The organism is Desulfobotulus sapovorans DSM 2055 (assembly GCF_059569355.1).
Genome location: NZ_JCANVJ010000025.1, coordinates 25343 through 40281 on the forward strand (window position 1 = coordinate 25343; position 14939 = coordinate 40281).

14 protein-coding genes are annotated in these 14939 nt (G+C 35.9%); 7 read left to right on the top strand and 7 right to left on the bottom strand.

The window, feature by feature from the left end; genetic code table 11:
• The first annotated feature begins 91 nt into the window (after nt 1-91).
• From BR04_RS14085 to BR04_RS14115, 7 genes are all read left to right on the top strand, one after another.
• Nucleotides 92-718, top strand: a complete 627-nt coding sequence (locus BR04_RS14085; RefSeq protein ID WP_496356661.1) for a hypothetical protein — start codon at nt 92-94, stop codon at nt 716-718.
• A complete protein-coding gene (locus BR04_RS14090; protein WP_496356662.1) occupies nt 715-1674 on the top strand; it encodes a TraU family protein in 960 nt (319 codons plus the stop codon). The genes BR04_RS14085 and BR04_RS14090 overlap by 4 nt, the downstream gene beginning before the upstream one ends.
• Before the next feature lie 17 nt (nt 1675-1691).
• On the top strand, nt 1692-2465 hold the full coding sequence (locus BR04_RS14095) for a TrbC family F-type conjugative pilus assembly protein (RefSeq protein WP_496356663.1): 774 nt from the start codon (nt 1692-1694) through the stop codon (nt 2463-2465).
• Complete coding sequence (gene lepB, locus BR04_RS14100) at nt 2437-2931, top strand: signal peptidase I (protein ID WP_496356664.1); 495 nt, start codon at nt 2437-2439, stop codon at nt 2929-2931. Before BR04_RS14095 ends, lepB begins: the two co-directional genes overlap by 29 nt.
• A gap of 67 nt (nt 2932-2998) precedes the next feature.
• Complete coding sequence (gene traF / locus BR04_RS14105) at nt 2999-3838, top strand: conjugal transfer protein TraF (RefSeq protein ID WP_496356690.1); 840 nt, start codon at nt 2999-3001, stop codon at nt 3836-3838.
• A 79-nt stretch (nt 3839-3917) separates the two neighbouring features.
• Nucleotides 3918-6884 carry a conjugal transfer protein TraN gene (traN, locus tag BR04_RS14110; RefSeq protein ID WP_496356665.1) on the top strand — a complete coding sequence of 989 codons (2967 nt, stop codon included), beginning with the start codon at nt 3918-3920 and terminating at the stop codon, nt 6882-6884.
• Between the two features lie 10 nt (nt 6885-6894).
• Nucleotides 6895-8580 carry a hypothetical protein gene (locus BR04_RS14115; RefSeq protein WP_496356666.1) on the top strand — a complete coding sequence of 562 codons (1686 nt, stop codon included), beginning with the start codon at nt 6895-6897 and terminating at the stop codon, nt 8578-8580.
• A gap of 263 nt (nt 8581-8843) precedes the next feature.
• Here BR04_RS14115 and BR04_RS14120 read toward each other — a convergent pair whose 3' ends face one another.
• The 7 genes from BR04_RS14120 to BR04_RS14150 all read right to left on the bottom strand — a co-directional run bounded on the left by BR04_RS14120 (nt 8844) and on the right by BR04_RS14150 (nt 14932).
• Complete coding sequence (locus BR04_RS14120; RefSeq protein WP_496356667.1) at nt 8844-9548, bottom strand: DUF2786 domain-containing protein; 705 nt, start codon at nt 9546-9548, stop codon at nt 8844-8846.
• A 10-nt stretch (nt 9549-9558) separates the two neighbouring features.
• A complete protein-coding gene (locus BR04_RS14125; RefSeq protein ID WP_496356668.1) occupies nt 9559-9843 on the bottom strand; it encodes an integration host factor subunit alpha in 285 nt (94 codons plus the stop codon).
• Nucleotides 9844-9851: 8 nt separating this feature from the next.
• Nucleotides 9852-11183 carry an HD domain-containing protein gene (locus tag BR04_RS14130; RefSeq protein ID WP_496356669.1) on the bottom strand — a complete coding sequence of 444 codons (1332 nt, stop codon included), beginning with the start codon at nt 11181-11183 and terminating at the stop codon, nt 9852-9854.
• A gap of 9 nt (nt 11184-11192) precedes the next feature.
• Nucleotides 11193-12533: a type IV secretory system conjugative DNA transfer family protein gene (locus tag BR04_RS14135; protein WP_496356670.1), complete on the bottom strand. Its 1341-nt coding sequence runs from the start codon at nt 12531-12533 to the stop codon at nt 11193-11195.
• The gene (locus BR04_RS14140; protein WP_496356671.1) at nt 12523-13254 is read right to left on the bottom strand and encodes a hypothetical protein; all 732 of its coding nucleotides are present in this window, start codon (nt 13252-13254) and stop codon (nt 12523-12525) included. The genes BR04_RS14135 and BR04_RS14140 overlap by 11 nt, the downstream gene beginning before the upstream one ends.
• Before the next feature lie 347 nt (nt 13255-13601).
• Complete coding sequence (locus tag BR04_RS14145) at nt 13602-14042, bottom strand: lytic transglycosylase domain-containing protein (protein ID WP_496356672.1); 441 nt, start codon at nt 14040-14042, stop codon at nt 13602-13604.
• A gap of 89 nt (nt 14043-14131) precedes the next feature.
• A complete protein-coding gene (locus BR04_RS14150; RefSeq protein WP_496356673.1) occupies nt 14132-14932 on the bottom strand; it encodes a thioredoxin domain-containing protein in 801 nt (266 codons plus the stop codon).
• Between the last annotated feature and the right edge of the window lie 7 nt (nt 14933-14939).

Sequence of the window (14939 nt, forward strand, 5' to 3'; positions counted from 1 at the left end):
ATGTTTTCCTGCTTTTTTTATGCCATTTCAAATATAGAATATGAATGCTGAAAAAGTTTGTACTTCAGGCCAATTAGGAAGGATTAGGAATATGTGGAAATTGATATTTATTCTTTCTTTAATGATCTTTTTTTATTCTATTGCAGCACATGCAGCCATTATTGACCTTGGTACTTATGGAAACACTTATAAAATTTCAGATCCGGACATACTTTCTGAAATTGAAGAAAGGGTTAATGACCCAGAAATACAAAAAAAAGCAACGCAAGGACTTCAAAAGGCTCTCGATAATTATTCTCACCCTATGAAGATACAAACAGCCTGGGCTTCAAAAGATGCTATCCATTATGTTGATCCTACATACACACTTCCTTATGATATCCCAAACGGTTTTGGTGGTTATATGTATAAAAAAGGTTATAAAATAAACCCATTACATCATATGGTTTTTGACCAAACTATTTTTATCATCGATCCAGGCGATAAAAGGCAGCTTTTATGGCTTAAAAAACAGTTTGAGACTGAAAAAAATATAAAACCGATGGTCTTGTTAAGCTTTGGAAATATGGTTGAATATGCACATAAATTTCCTTTTCCTGTCTATGCTATGACAAAAGATCTGAGTAAATTTTTTAAAATTAAAGAAGTCCCTGCAAAGATTACTCAAGCAGGCGATCTAATGAAAATAGAAATTTTTGACCCTGAGGAAAAAAAATGAAAAAAATATTCAATAATTTTTTATTTATTCTTTTATTTATTTTTTTTAACAATGCACACGCTATCTGTATCCCAAATCCTCTTAACGCCCTTGTCGCTGTCGATTGGACAGCTATTTTTCCTATCAAAATCGGTGGTGTACAAATTGGAATTTCGCCTCCAGGGACATCAGACCCACCGGAAGTATTGACGCAACCTATATGTTTTTGTCCTGTTCCCTTACCAAGGCCAGGAATATCTTTTTCGATGTGGGAACCTGTCTATATTATTGAAACAGTGAAAGACCCTATGTGTATGATGACTCTTGGTGTACAGCTACCAATTCCGTTTGGAAATCAAGCAGGATACGATGAGAAGACAAATCATAAATTTTTTAATGCACATCTTATCCAGTATCCGGTGTGGTCAGTCTTAGGGTTACTGGTTGATTTCATGTGTGTTTCTGGTGCCAGTGAAATTGACATCCTGGATTTTTCTGAGGTTATTCCAACGTGGCAAAACGATCAACTTGCCACACTGTTGTATCCCGAAACGCTCCTTTTTGCTAATCCCATTGCACCAGTTGCATGTATAGCAGATGCTGTGTCATCAAATCTTGGCTATCCACTCGCCCCACTTTTTTGGTGCTTGGGTTCCTCTGGTACAGCTTACCCCATGACAGGAAATATTAACAGTGAGGGTACTGCACAAGCATCTATGACTGCTGCTGGTCGATGGTTAAATTTTTTACATCGGCCAGGAGTTGTCTGGGATTACGCAACCTGGGCTTGCAGTCCCATCCCTCTGCCTACATGGCAAAAAAATCATTGGCGTTTTCAGCTTATTCAACCAGTTCCTGGGCGTGTACAGGTTATGGGGCGGTCTGCGATGTTATGGGGAGCTTTTAAAAATCCTATTGGCATAGCAGATAATTTTGCATGGATGGTTTTCAGAAAAAGGGTTTGTTGTGCATTATAGAATATAAGGGGATAAAAGTGTTTAAAATAAAACAAAAAAATATGTTTATATTGATTTATTGGTTTGTCTTTTTTGCAGGTATTATTCATTTCTCTGTTATTGCTCAAGCAGAAAATTTTAAACCATTAACAACAAAAGAAGCAGAAACCCTTTTGGAGCAACATAGAGAATCGTTAGAACAGAGCCTTCCTGAAGATTTAAAAAACACTATTGAAAATTACAAAACTGAAATAGAACCAATCATAACAGAGGCACAAAAACGTGCAGAAATCATAAAACAAAATAATTTTTTATCTGGGTACAAATACTATTCAGACCCTAACCAAAACCAACAAAAAGAAGAAGAAAAGAATGAGTTTAATGGAAAGAACACCGAGCTTATAATTTTTGTTTCTTCTTCCATGGGTATTGATGCCATCCGGGAATATATAAGCGATGCAGATAAATCAAATAGTATTAGTTCAAAAAAGATTCTTTTGCGGGGATTTGTCGATGGAGCAAAGTCGGTACAACCCACAATAAATTTTTTACATCGGTTAACAGAAGGCTTCGAAATTAAAAATGTGGAAATTGAAATCGATCCAACAATGTTTAGAAAATATAAAGTTGATACTGTTCCTGCGTTTATTATCAAAGAGGTAACACCAGGGCAAATACCAAAATCTGAAGCTGAATACAGAGTACAAGGGCATATTTCTTTAACGAAAGTTTTTGAAATTTTAGAAAAAAAGACAAATGAAAAAAAATATGGAAAAATTCAGAATGAAATCAATAAAAACTTTTTTTTCTAAAAGAAAGAAATTATTTTTTTTGTGCTTGTTGTTATCCATTGTAACAAACTTTGTATTATCTCATATTATGATAATATTTAATGATTCTATCAATTATAGTCTTGCTTGGGTTTACAAAAAAAAAGATATAATATCTTCTGACATTACAAAAGAAAAATATGTTTTTTTCAAAACAAAACATCCATTTAAAATGGAAGAAATACAACTTATAAAACAGGTGGTTTGTGATGAAAATGATGACCTTTCTGTAAATGAAAAAAAAGAGTTTTTCTGCAACGGCTCTTTCTTAGGAAAAGCAAAGGATAAGGCAAAAAATGGAAAATATGTGGAACACTTTAATTTTCATGGAAAAATACCCAAAGGGCATTTCTTCTTTATGGGATCACACGCCGACAGCTACGATTCTCGATACTGCGGTTTCTATCAAAAAGAAAAAGTTCTGGGTTTGGCTCATCCTCTTTTTTAATGCCGTTACGTTTGCATCTGCGGAATCATTTTTTTCTCTTTCGGAAGATAGGATAAAAAAAATTCCCCTGGATGACCCAAGACGGAAGGAAAAGTTCTGGAATAACGACTACAGAGAAGGTTTTTATTGGTATACTGATTTAATCGAAAAAGAAGAAAAAGATGAAGAAAAAACCCCCTCTATTTCTGAAGCTGCGGAAAAAGTGTTGCGTGAAAAGGTAGATTCAAAAACCTATTCAGAATTGTGGAATACGCATCCTCAAGAATTAGGAGAATTACAAGAAGTTGCCACAAAGCTTGCAATACAGGCTCCAACCCAAAGAAATGTATACAGGCACTTATTTATGCAGGACTTAATGAAAAACAAAGCAACTGCTTTTGCTTATGCTGTAACTGCCTATGGAGTCCAAAATGATGCTTTTGACACAGGAGCTACTTACCCGATTGTTGGCCCTGGTCAATCTTCGCTTGTCAATATGAGACAAGAAGAAATATCAAGAACCATTCAGAAAGTGCAAAAAGATTTTGGTTTAATTTTGATTACCCAGCCTAGATGTAGTTTTTGTGATGACCAAAAAAACATACTTCGTTTTTTCCAAAATAAATATCCCTTTGTTCTCATTAAAGAGATTGATTTAGATACACCGTTGGCTATGAAATTGGGAGTTACGAAAACCCCAAGCATTGTTACTGTCTCCAAAAAATCTGAAAAATCTATGCCCGTTGCAAGCGGTGTTGTCGCTGTAAATGAGCTGGAGCAAAATCTTTACAGAGCGATCAGGCTCTTAGATGGTGATATTTCTCCTGAGCAGTTTGGCTCCTATGATTTTAATATTCGCGCGGGGGAAGACCCCCATGGCAATAAACGAAGATTTCAAGATCAGCCTATCGAAGAGTTTTTAGAATAATAAACGAAAGGGGAGCACCCCTTTTTTTTAAAATTAAGACGGCTTTAACCTGCCCTCACCTTTAGGCTGCGGAGGTTTGATGGAAAAAATCAAATATTTTTTTTATTTATTTTTTTTGGTTTGCATGATTTTTTTAGAACTAGCGTATTCTGGAGACGATATTTCTAATCTTCTCAGAATTGACATCGGGAGAATCACCCATAAAACATACAATAATATTCTCCCTTCAATTTACATTACACGAAATCTTGATTTTCTTAATTCCAGTATTTCTTCCTCGTCTGAAATGCTTCAATTCCGGGCTTCTGGTGAAACCAGAAATATCCAATGTGATAATAGCTATGTCACTTGGACTGTCCCAGGAACAGCATTACAAAATAAAATTAAATGCAACATTGTTGACTTGGAAAAAAACTTAATCAGTGTTTCTTTTGATTTTGTTTACAAAGGCGAAGATTCACCCCAAAAACAGCAACCCAGCACAAGTTCTTTTGGGGATCTTGCAGGTACAAGCTTATCAAATCCTTCTTGCGAATCTGATAAGAATGCAACTGCTTGTAAGTGGGAACAAAAAGAGGAAGAAGAGTGGTTTGTTTTTACCCAAATAAACGTTATCGACCAAGAACTTTTACTCGGCAATAGGGCAGAACAAGCCCCGGAACCTATTAACGATTTTTGCGGAGAAGACAGTAATAGCAACAGTATTCTTGAGCCTTTTGAATTTTCTGAGTGCTTGAGAGACGGCAATAATAGGCTTTTTTGTACTCATGATAATATTGATTGCACAGAAGTTACAGCAGACCCCATTTGTCTTTTTGATGGAGTTTTTGATTCTCCAAATAACAGGTGTAAGCATCCCTTAATTTCGGTGACATGCCCTATGTCAAGCCCTTTTGTGTATGACCAAGGGATAGAAAAATGCTTCCGTGACCCTGTTTGTCCCGATAGAGGCATATTCAAATCAGTGACAAACACATGCAATATTTCTTTGACAAATGGTGATTGCCCCGATGGTTTTTTTTATAGCAATCAGGAATCCAGTTGCATTAAAAATTCTGTTTGCCTTCCTGGAACAGTTTTTAATGATACAGCTAAACGCTGTGAGGGGCTGCCTACTGATTCATGCTACCTGCCCTATTCCCAAAATGGAAATCTTTGTCAGGCAAGCGTATCATGCCCATCAGGATCAAGTTATAGTACAACTCTTAAACGCTGTGTAAGGGCTGCTGTTAAAAATTGCCCTTCTGGAACTACATTGGTAGATAATATATGCCAATCTACGCCAACCTGTCCTCCTGGAAGTACATTTAGTTTTGCAAATAAAAGGTGTGAATCACCACCTTCAGGCGGTGGATATACACAATGTACTATATTATCTCATGACGAAATTTGGCTTACATCCCCGTCTACATATCAAAACACATATCCACAAGATTTCTATTTAAGTAGTGAATCATATAGTAGTTATTATGGAAATCCAGGAGGTCAATTATATTTTTTATGGGGAACGATGCCTTTTTACATAGACAATAGCTTTTTTGATAATAATTGTAATTTAAATACCTTTTTAAAAAACAATAGTGGCACTATTTCTATTTCAATCATGCCTGGAGAAAATAAATTAGTTAAGCACATCGGCTCTGGTTATGCGTATATAGGAGATACGGGAAGACAAGAAAAAACTTTTTATCATAACAAGTCAGAATCACCGATAAGCTGCTCTATCGGTTATCTTGTAGGAAATATTTGTATAAGCAATCCAACCTGTCCAACTAATACTACACTTAATTCTAATACAGGTTTTTGTGAAAAAAATCCTGATAGCAGTTGTGCAGAAGGTTTTTTTTATTTTGCGTCTAGTGATACGTGCGCTAAAATTCCTGATTGCCCAATGATGATAGACGGTATAGCAGGAGCATTTAATGAGGCTACAGAAAAATGTGAGGCTATTTTTTCTAAAAATTGTCCATCAGGATTATCTGGGAATGGAACTCCTCCTACATTATGTTTTACAGAACAGGTATGCCCTATTGGCGTATACCGTTTAGATTCTAATAGTTGTGCTATATATGGCTCTAGTTTTTGTCCTCCTGGGTATCCGTTTAATGCAAGTACAAATGAATGCATCAAGCCTCTGCCAGATTGCCCACATCCATCAAAATATGACAGCAATTTAAAAAAATGTGTTGATCCGACAGATCCCATATACAACTGCCCGGAGACATATTCATACAATCCCACTTTTAAAGATTGTTCAACATATCCTATTTGTGAGGCTGGAGCCTATAGGCCAGCAACAAAAGATTGCTGGGATAACGAATGGGCTTGTCCATATGGTGGAGATCGACCCTGTGTACCGTTTCAAAGTAAGCAGCAATGCAGTAAATTTGATTGTCATGATTTCAGCTCATCTACTCCAATAGGTGATCCTGAAGGAGCCAATGACAAAGAGGATGATGGAGAAATAGATGATTCTGGTGATTGCCTGGGACAAATATACATTTATAACGGGCAGGACAATAGATGCCGAAATGGTGGAGTGACGTTGACTGGAGGGTCATGTTGCAAAGAAGAGGATTACGCGATGGGCCTTTTAAAATGTAACCCAAAAGAAATAGCTTTGATGAAATTACGGGGTAACGGCGTTTGCCACGAAGTCGGAGAATACTGTTCAAAAGAGATTAACTTGATGTTTGGAAATGTATGTGTCGAAAAATCAAAAAGATATTGTTGTTTTAATTCAAAGCTCGCCCGTATTATTCACCAACAGGGCAGGCCACAAATTGATGGCTTGGATTGGGGAACACCGGAATCTCCTACTTGCCGTGGTTTTACCCCTGAAGAATTTGAGCGTCTTGATTTCAGCAAAATAAATTTGAGTGAATTTTATAAAGATATCGAAGTTAAAGAGATGGATCATACTGTACTCCAGGATACTTTGACCGACTCATTTAATAGAAAAGATCAATCTCAATGGAAAGATCCTATGGAAGAAGGATCTAAAAAAGTGAACGAACTTTATAATTCTGTTCCTTTGCCAGAGTAAGGAGTTTGTAATGTTAAAAAAACAAATAAAATATTTTTTTACGGTTTCTTTTCTTTTGTTTTGTTTATCCCTTCAAGTAATGGCAAATTCACAAAAACCTCATTACCAGGAAGGGACAAGCAAAGCCTCTGAAATTGCAGCTCCAATAAATCACCCGCAAGGATTGAACGAGACAATTTTTCAGCCGATGCTTTCAGACGACAAAAACATGAAAAGTTTTGGCGGTACTCCCGATGATCCTGGTGTAGAATTTTCAGCAAATATTTCTCCGATAGCCACCAAGAGTTTTTTGCATATTTTTATTCAGCCGTCGCCAAGCAAAGACATTCAACATCTCGCAGTAAAACTTGATACAACCATGGATGGAAATTATGATAAAGCATATACGGTATCTGATACAATTTCTGGGCTTTGTTCCAATGGCTTTGTGAAGTGTACTCCTGGGACATGGAATAACTGTTCTTTTTTCCGCTGGGAAGCAGATACAAATTTGAATATTTATGGTGTCAATGTTGGAAGTTTGCCTAGCGTAGTGGGACGTCATAATATTTCATTAGATCAAAAAGTCTCAAATTGTTTTTGTATAAATAATAGTTGTTCAGGAAACATTTCATGGCAGCATAAGCAAAACCTACTGCAAACTATCGGAAACGGAATTCTTGAAGCATTAAATAAAAAAACATCACAATTTTCCGTAACAAATTCAACTTATGATGAATATTCAATAGAATATATGGGAGTTAAAACAGCGCATAATGTAGAGCAGTCTGGCACTGCTATTTCTGAATATACATCTGGATCTTCCAATCCTGAAAAATATTATCAAAACAATCTACAAGGTGCTGGCGAAGATGAAATGGTGAGACAGTCTCAAGATACAAAATCACCCTATCACCGCTCTTATTCTGCAATGGCTAACGTAACACATCCCAAAACCACTGTAACATGCTCAGAAAAAACAATAATTGAATTTTCAGGGGATCAGCCATACGCAAAACGATCTGAAACTTGCAGCGATCTTGATATTACTGATTGTTCTCCTTATTCCATTACCGTATGTGATTATTTCCATGAGAACTGTATTGACATGGTTCAATATGGAAAACCAACAGGTTTTAACCCAATAGCAATCACAATACGTTATAATGATTGGAATTTCACTGCCAATGGCTCTCAGATCATAGCTGAAAATTATAATAACCTTAAACCGGGAGAAGTACCTGTTCCGACCCCAATGCTTAGTGGGCCTGATCTCTGGTGGAATGTACAAAGAGAATATCAGTGCAGAACAGCCCCACATGACTTTTCTCAAGCTAACCAAGCTGAGGGCGATGTAAGCACTTCTCTTAAAATGAATGGAACAGAATCGTTTTCATACGCGCACAGTGGAATTTCATATTCTGCCCAACTCCCATACACAGAGCGTCCAGAACAAACTTGTGATCCAGTATGCAAAATTCGTGTCAGTATCGCTCATAGCGGGGTGACTTCTACCGGGTCAGGAGCCTGGGATGGCAATACAAGCTCTTCATCAGACAAAGAATTTTATAAGACATGCATTGCTAATCAATGCCCACTGGATACAGGAGAAAGTTTAATCCTTGATTGTGGTTGTCATAATGCTTTTGCAGAAGCGATGTCAGCGGTTGCAATAATTGAAGCGATGTCAAAAGATTTTATATGCAGTTCGGATTGAATTGTGGCCTGAAAGGTGCGGAACTTGAAATTCCCATTCCAAATGTCCTTGTGCCGGGACTTGAATCCATCCAAGCCAAACTCTTCCCCTGATGCCAGAAACCTTACCAAACACCGCATAGACAGCGATTAGCCACACATAAAGACAACATCCGACAAAAAAATCCGCATTCTCACTTCAGAGGATGAAGTGAATGCGGACACATGGTTTGTCAGTATAACCGTAAAAAATCCTAAGCTCGATGATCTTCCCACTGCCGAAAATCAAGGAGTATCCGCACTGGCAAGCCTTTCCACGGAAAAAAAGCTTCCAGTAACACCAGCAAAAAGATTGACATCATGCCCTTTCTCTTCACCTTTAATCTTTGCATCCAAGTCATGGGGCCTGGATTCTCTTATGCTGATTTTAGGTTTTTGTAGATTTTCTCCATATGTCTGATGTTTCCATTTTTCAATAAGAGAATCATCTCCTGCAAGTGGCTTTTTTAAGGTCTCGACCTTGATTTTCACTGCGCCTACCCATGCCCGAGCAAAAACGTCTCCCTTGCGAGTTTTGGTGCTTCGTGAGACTCTAGGCTGCAATGTTTTGATGTATTCACATCGATCCCTATTAAGCTTCTTACGCAACACATCATAGGCATATGCAGCCACCTCAGCATCACTACCGTAACCCACAAAACGGAGAGTATTTTTCCATTCACCCATAACCATTCGCACCTCTTTAATGGCTTCGCAGCCAAAAACATCACATACAATCCGTGCCAAATACTCCATATGCGCTGGTATATTGCGTGTACCCGTAGGGTTAGATATACAACTCTGCACCTCTGATAATACAACATTATCCTGTGTTATACCATGCCGAGCCATTAAGTCATGCGCTTTTGCGAGGGCAGAAGCAGCCTCTGCTGCATTATCAGATGCCGATAATGCCAGACATTTTTTTATTTTTCTGAGTATATCATTCATCAAGCTGAACTCACGAAGGATTGATTTTTTTACGGAGATTATTAGAACATTTGAATGTAACAACTCTTCTCGGTTCAAGAATCATGGTCTCTCCGGTAGCTGGATTTCGGCCTTTTCGTGCTTTTTTATCGTTTACTTCAAAAGAACCGAATCCAGAAACAAGGACTCGTTCACCATTTTCTAAAGTTTTTTTTATGATTTCCAAAAGGATTTCAGTGATATAATCAGCTTTTTTTTGATGAAAATCAAGGCGGCAAGAGATATTTTCAACCATATTCTGTTTTGTGAGAGCCATTATAATACCTATCTTTTTTCTTTAATTTTTTTTTGAGTAACTGTCTCAATAAATCCAATTGTATTTAAAATATTTCCTTCTTTTCTTCTTTCTATTTCATTCCAATTACTGAATTCAAAAAAATATTTATCAAAAACAGTATAATAAAGTCCAGAGAATAGAACTTGTTTATTTTTTGAAAAAACATCAAACTCCATGCTGAAATAAAGATTTCTTTTATTTTTCAATTTCACATGAGGCAAATTTAAAAATGAATTCACCAAAGAAAAATCTTCTTCTTTGCTCAGGACACTTATATTGATAGCCCTGTTTTTTGCCGCCATTTCTTTAATTATTGTAGCAAGCCGCCTGGGAGCGATGTAAACATAATCTCCGAAGGAAAAAAAAGAAGGGATAGACCCATCCGTATTGCAATTCATATAAGGGTCAACGAAATTAAAAAATTCATCAAACCGAAGCCAAGATAGATCATACGGTTTGAATTGTTTTCTTATTGAAATTGTTGGTTTTGGAACAAGATTTTTACAACCTTTAACAATTTTAAGGCTTAAAGTTTCTTCGGCAATATTTTCTCCCATTTCCATTTGCCGAACATCACTATCTGCATCCTTCAACATTTTTAAAACAGTTATATTTTTTGCAACAAAGAATTTATCATGATGCCCTTCGATAGCAGAAAGAACAGCTTCTCTTTCTGCTATCGGTAGATTTTTTAAGATTTTTTGTTCTTCTATATAAGCTACCCCTTTCAAAGGATGTTTTTTTGACTTATATTCTGAATCTTTCCATAAATCAGGTATTTTACCAACATCGTGTAAAAGTGCAGCCATTGCTGCCAGGGAAACATTGACAGATTTTTCCTTTTTGAAATTTTTAAGAATTAAAGAAGCAACATTGAGAAGATGTTTTTTAAGAGAAGTTTTTTTCACCAAATCATATTCTTTTCCATAAAATTTATCAGATGGAAAAACACTTTGGTAATCTGGAAGAGAATCAAGCCATTGCAAAATATCACGAAAAACTTGATCGTGTCCTAAAGCAGAAATCCAATCAATGTTTGGTAAGTAGACATGATACCAAAATTCCTGAAGGTCGTTATCTATGAGTGGAAAATACCATTTTAAATCTTTTTCTGGAATAAAAATGTTTTGATCTTTATTGACATATTGATTTTCTGTTGCTCTTTGTCTTATTCGTTCAAAATTTTTTCTTTTTTGTCCATTTTCTTGAAAATATTTAAAATTCAAAAAAACCCACCTAGATATTCCAAGCAAACAAATACATCCATAAAAAACCATTGAAAAAAATGAAAAGTTTAAAATCCATTCGACTGAAGGCATAAAAAACCTTTAATTGCTGTGACCTTTTACGGTCAAATCTGGAAAAATAATATCCAAATATGAAGATTCAACATCCGCTGTTATGCCCCTGTAATATCCTTCAAAACCAGAATACCAAAAATGACGAGCTGGTAAATTCATAGCTTTTCCTGGTTCTACCAGCATTTCCTTTGCCTCTCTTATCATGAGATTATCGTTTAAGGAGACGATAGGAGAAAAATATTTTTTTTCAGAAAAACAGGAGGATATAAAATCTGCGGTTTCTGGATCATTTACCCGGAGAAACAACTTCGAGTTTGTGTTATCCAGAACCTGCCTTGTAGCTTCTGGGCCAATTACCCTATTCAAATCAGCAATACTTTGTGTCAACGCAGTTATCCAGACACCAGACCCACCAGCTTTATTAAAAAGCTCTACAATATCCATATAAGCAGCATTTGAAAACTCATCAATGACAAGTGATAGGGGCGTGCTTAATCGTTTGCCCGAAGCAAATCTACGGCCTACAAACGTCTGAATTGTAGAAATTAAAACTCTGGCGAGGGTGCCAGCCGTCCTCCTGGTTATCAAAGATCCAGTTTGTATAACAACAATAACTCTTTTTTCTTCTTCAAGCTGTTTTATAAAATTGTTTTTTTGTGCTTTTCCGACAATCTTACCCATCATTCCGGTTGAAAGAGAATGAAGGACAGTCCTTAAAGAAGAAGAAATTTTAGAAAAAAAATCTGGTGGGCTTTGAAGTTGAATGTCAATAAATGATTTGACCTCTCTAGCTTCTTCAGAATGATAATTTGAAAGCATTTCGGAAAGCTGAAGTAGCCCACTATGAGAACACTTATCTAATATGGAGGAAAAATTCAGATAGGTTTGATTCCCGTGCTTCTGCAATACTAAGATAGCATTCACAATACTACTCGTTACTTCTTCTGCCACATTTAAAAAAAATGCTTCTTTCGAATCAATACCTGAAACAACGTGGCTTACCAGTTCTTCAGGCTGTGCATAAAATAGCAACGGATCAGTCTTTGCCGATAGATCTGGATACAGTGGATTGATAAATATCAATTCATCCTCTCGACCTAATTCATAAGCCACCTGGACTATTTTGGAAAATAGTTCTATGTCTCCCTTCGGATCAACGAGAACGAGGCTTCTACCAGCTCTCAGATCTGTCTCTATTATATGTTCAGCGAGACGACTCTTACCTACTCTAGTCGAGCCACAACAAAAAAAATGACCAGCTCTATTTTTGTCGGACAAGATAATTTTTTGTAGCTTATTTTTATCACCATTAAGGTCAACTCCATGACCCAATATTATGCCATCTGTTTTTTTTTTATTAAAAAGCATCAATATCTCCAAAAAATTTTTTGACTTTATATGACTTAAAAAAACGAATACTGCTAAATAGCCACACGCTGATAAAAGGTATAACCATACCGAACATCATCAAAAAAAATGTTTCAAATGCTGAATAAATCAACTCTGGTTTAAGATTCATTATAACACGATATGCAGCCATTTTCATTTCAGGATTAGAACTTAAATTCTGAGCTATAGCCCAAGCCCAATTTTCTGTAATAAACGTAGACAGATAAATAAATGAAATAAAAATCAATATCCCCTTAAAAAGCATAGAAAAAAGCCTTCCTAATAACAGATTGTCTATTGCCATACGGGTGATATTACCTATTCTATAGGATGTAAGAAAACAGCATATTCCAGCAAAAAGAATCACTGGAAAATAATTGATAAAAAAAACAAAACTCCGATAATAAAGCAATGGGAAATATTCAATGGCTTTATCATATAAGTACGGATCAGATATAATAGGTACTATGACTATAGTAAGCAAAATTAAAAGAATGGATTCAACAAAACCAGACACAAAACCAAGTCGAAAAAAGATAATCCTTTTTTCGATGGTATGAAAATCGGCTGGTATATCTCCACTATTTTTTTCAATCACGTAATAGGTTTGAATTTTTGATATTGCACCTAATAATGAAAGAATTTCATCCGGTTCTTTTTTTTGCTGATTTATTACAACTTCTTCCGAACTTCCTACCATTACCTAATTCCTTTCCATTTAAAAAAATCACATTTTGAAACACCTGATAATTTTACCTAATGAAGAGACCTGTTCATATACAGGCCAAAAAAGAACAAACCAATATTTAAACCATGGCAACATTATTGCTATCAAAAAACTGAAAAGCATAATTCCTACGTGCCGTAAAATAATTCCGTAAGACAACCCTAAAATAAAAAAAATAGCTGAAATAAAATAAATTGTTGAGAAAAAAGGAAAAAACAACTGTATTAAAGGCTCGTAGATAAAAGAAAGAAAAATGATAAAAAAGATTAAAATCACTATGAAAAACATCTTAAATTCTTTAAAGAAAAGATAAAACACTTTTAATAACCTCCTACAATAAGATGCTCATATGTTTTTTTGACTTTTTTTATATAGTTTTGGCCTTGATGACTACGGGTTTCCAGTCCTCTTCCTGTGTTATAACAGGCTACGGCTCTCCAAGAATCGCCGTACCTGGAAATACAATCTTTTAGAATCCATGCGCCAGCAGCAGTACAATAACAGGCATCTTCTAAAAGAAGATCAAAATTAAATAAAAAAGACCACTGTGAGTTAATCTGCATATGACAAAAATCTTGACTGCCATCACTATTGCTAGTGTTTATAACCCTGTTATCCATATTACTTTCAACTAAAGAAATAGCCATAATAAGTTCTTTTGATAAAGAATATTTCTCAGCAACAATATCAAAACAATAATCTGCATAAACTTTATCTAAAAAAAACAGAACAAATATAAAAATAACCTTATTTATTTTCATTACACCTCCGTCTTGGAGGCCCCCGCTCTCATGCGGGGGAGGAAGGGGCAGGATGATGAACGCATGTAAGTTTCACATGGAAATGTTATTTACTCTTTTATACCCAAAAGTTCTTGAATCCTCGGGATATTAGCACCTTCAACTTTCCAACCAGAAGAAGGTGCAATAAAAACCGGGACTCCGCTAATTCCAAATCTGGGAAAAAATTCTTCTGTTTTTTTAAAGATTTCTGCTGACTTTTGGCAACCCGATGTTTGAGGGGTAGCCTTCCCTTGTTTCAAATATTTTTCAGCATCAAATTCAGAACAAATTACTTCATCAGCATATGGCTTACTTCCATTAAGAATGGACGTTACAATCACCTTAAATGTTGCTGCATACGGATATTTTTTAGCAATATCCATTGCACCAGCAAGTCCGTTTTTACAATGAGGACACAGAGGATCGCTTATCAAATAAATGATATTTTCTTTGCCTTCACCAAAATGGATAGCTACCATTTTATCAAGTACTGAAATATTTTCTTGAATCAATTTCATCTGCTCTTTTTCTAAAATAATACGCCTTGCTTCAGTTTTCTGTCTCTCTTCAGCCTGAAGATCCGCGATGCTTCGTAATGTCATGTCCGTAATCTGCTTTCGATTCGAAAACATCTGACCTGCCAATATCCAATTTTTACCTGCGTAAACAGGAACAAACTCACCATTGATAGAAATTATGACCTCACAAAGGCCAAACTGTTCTTTTTTCAATATGATTTTGTTGGGAACAGGTATAGGAGCTTGTTCATTCAGCCATTTCATTGTGATATGATCGCATACATTTTGATCTGCTTGGGTAGTAACACACAAAGCAAAGAAAAGAGAAAACAAGAGGCTTATCTTTTTCATAAAAATT

What these genes read in the sequence shown, in the direction of transcription:
- BR04_RS14085 (WP_496356661.1), top strand. Translation starts at nt 92, where the DNA reads ATGTGGAAATTGATATTTATTCTTTCTTTAATGATCTTTTTTTATTCT.
- BR04_RS14090 (WP_496356662.1), top strand. Translation starts at nt 715, where the DNA reads ATGAAAAAAATATTCAATAATTTTTTATTTATTCTTTTATTTATTTTT.
- lepB (WP_496356664.1), top strand. Translation starts at nt 2,437, where the DNA reads ATGAAATCAATAAAAACTTTTTTTTCTAAAAGAAAGAAATTATTTTTT.
- traN (WP_496356665.1), top strand. Translation starts at nt 3,918, where the DNA reads ATGGAAAAAATCAAATATTTTTTTTATTTATTTTTTTTGGTTTGCATG.
- BR04_RS14115 (WP_496356666.1), top strand. Translation starts at nt 6,895, where the DNA reads ATGTTAAAAAAACAAATAAAATATTTTTTTACGGTTTCTTTTCTTTTG.
- BR04_RS14120 (WP_496356667.1), bottom strand. Translation starts at nt 9,548, where the DNA reads ATGAATGATATACTCAGAAAAATAAAAAAATGTCTGGCATTATCGGCA.
- BR04_RS14125 (WP_496356668.1), bottom strand. Translation starts at nt 9,843, where the DNA reads ATGGCTCTCACAAAACAGAATATGGTTGAAAATATCTCTTGCCGCCTT.
- BR04_RS14130 (WP_496356669.1), bottom strand. Translation starts at nt 11,183, where the DNA reads ATGCCTTCAGTCGAATGGATTTTAAACTTTTCATTTTTTTCAATGGTT.
- BR04_RS14135 (WP_496356670.1), bottom strand. Translation starts at nt 12,533, where the DNA reads ATGCTTTTTAATAAAAAAAAAACAGATGGCATAATATTGGGTCATGGA.
- BR04_RS14140 (WP_496356671.1), bottom strand. Translation starts at nt 13,254, where the DNA reads ATGGTAGGAAGTTCGGAAGAAGTTGTAATAAATCAGCAAAAAAAAGAA.
- BR04_RS14145 (WP_496356672.1), bottom strand. Translation starts at nt 14,042, where the DNA reads ATGAAAATAAATAAGGTTATTTTTATATTTGTTCTGTTTTTTTTAGAT.
- BR04_RS14150 (WP_496356673.1), bottom strand. Translation starts at nt 14,932, where the DNA reads ATGAAAAAGATAAGCCTCTTGTTTTCTCTTTTCTTTGCTTTGTGTGTT.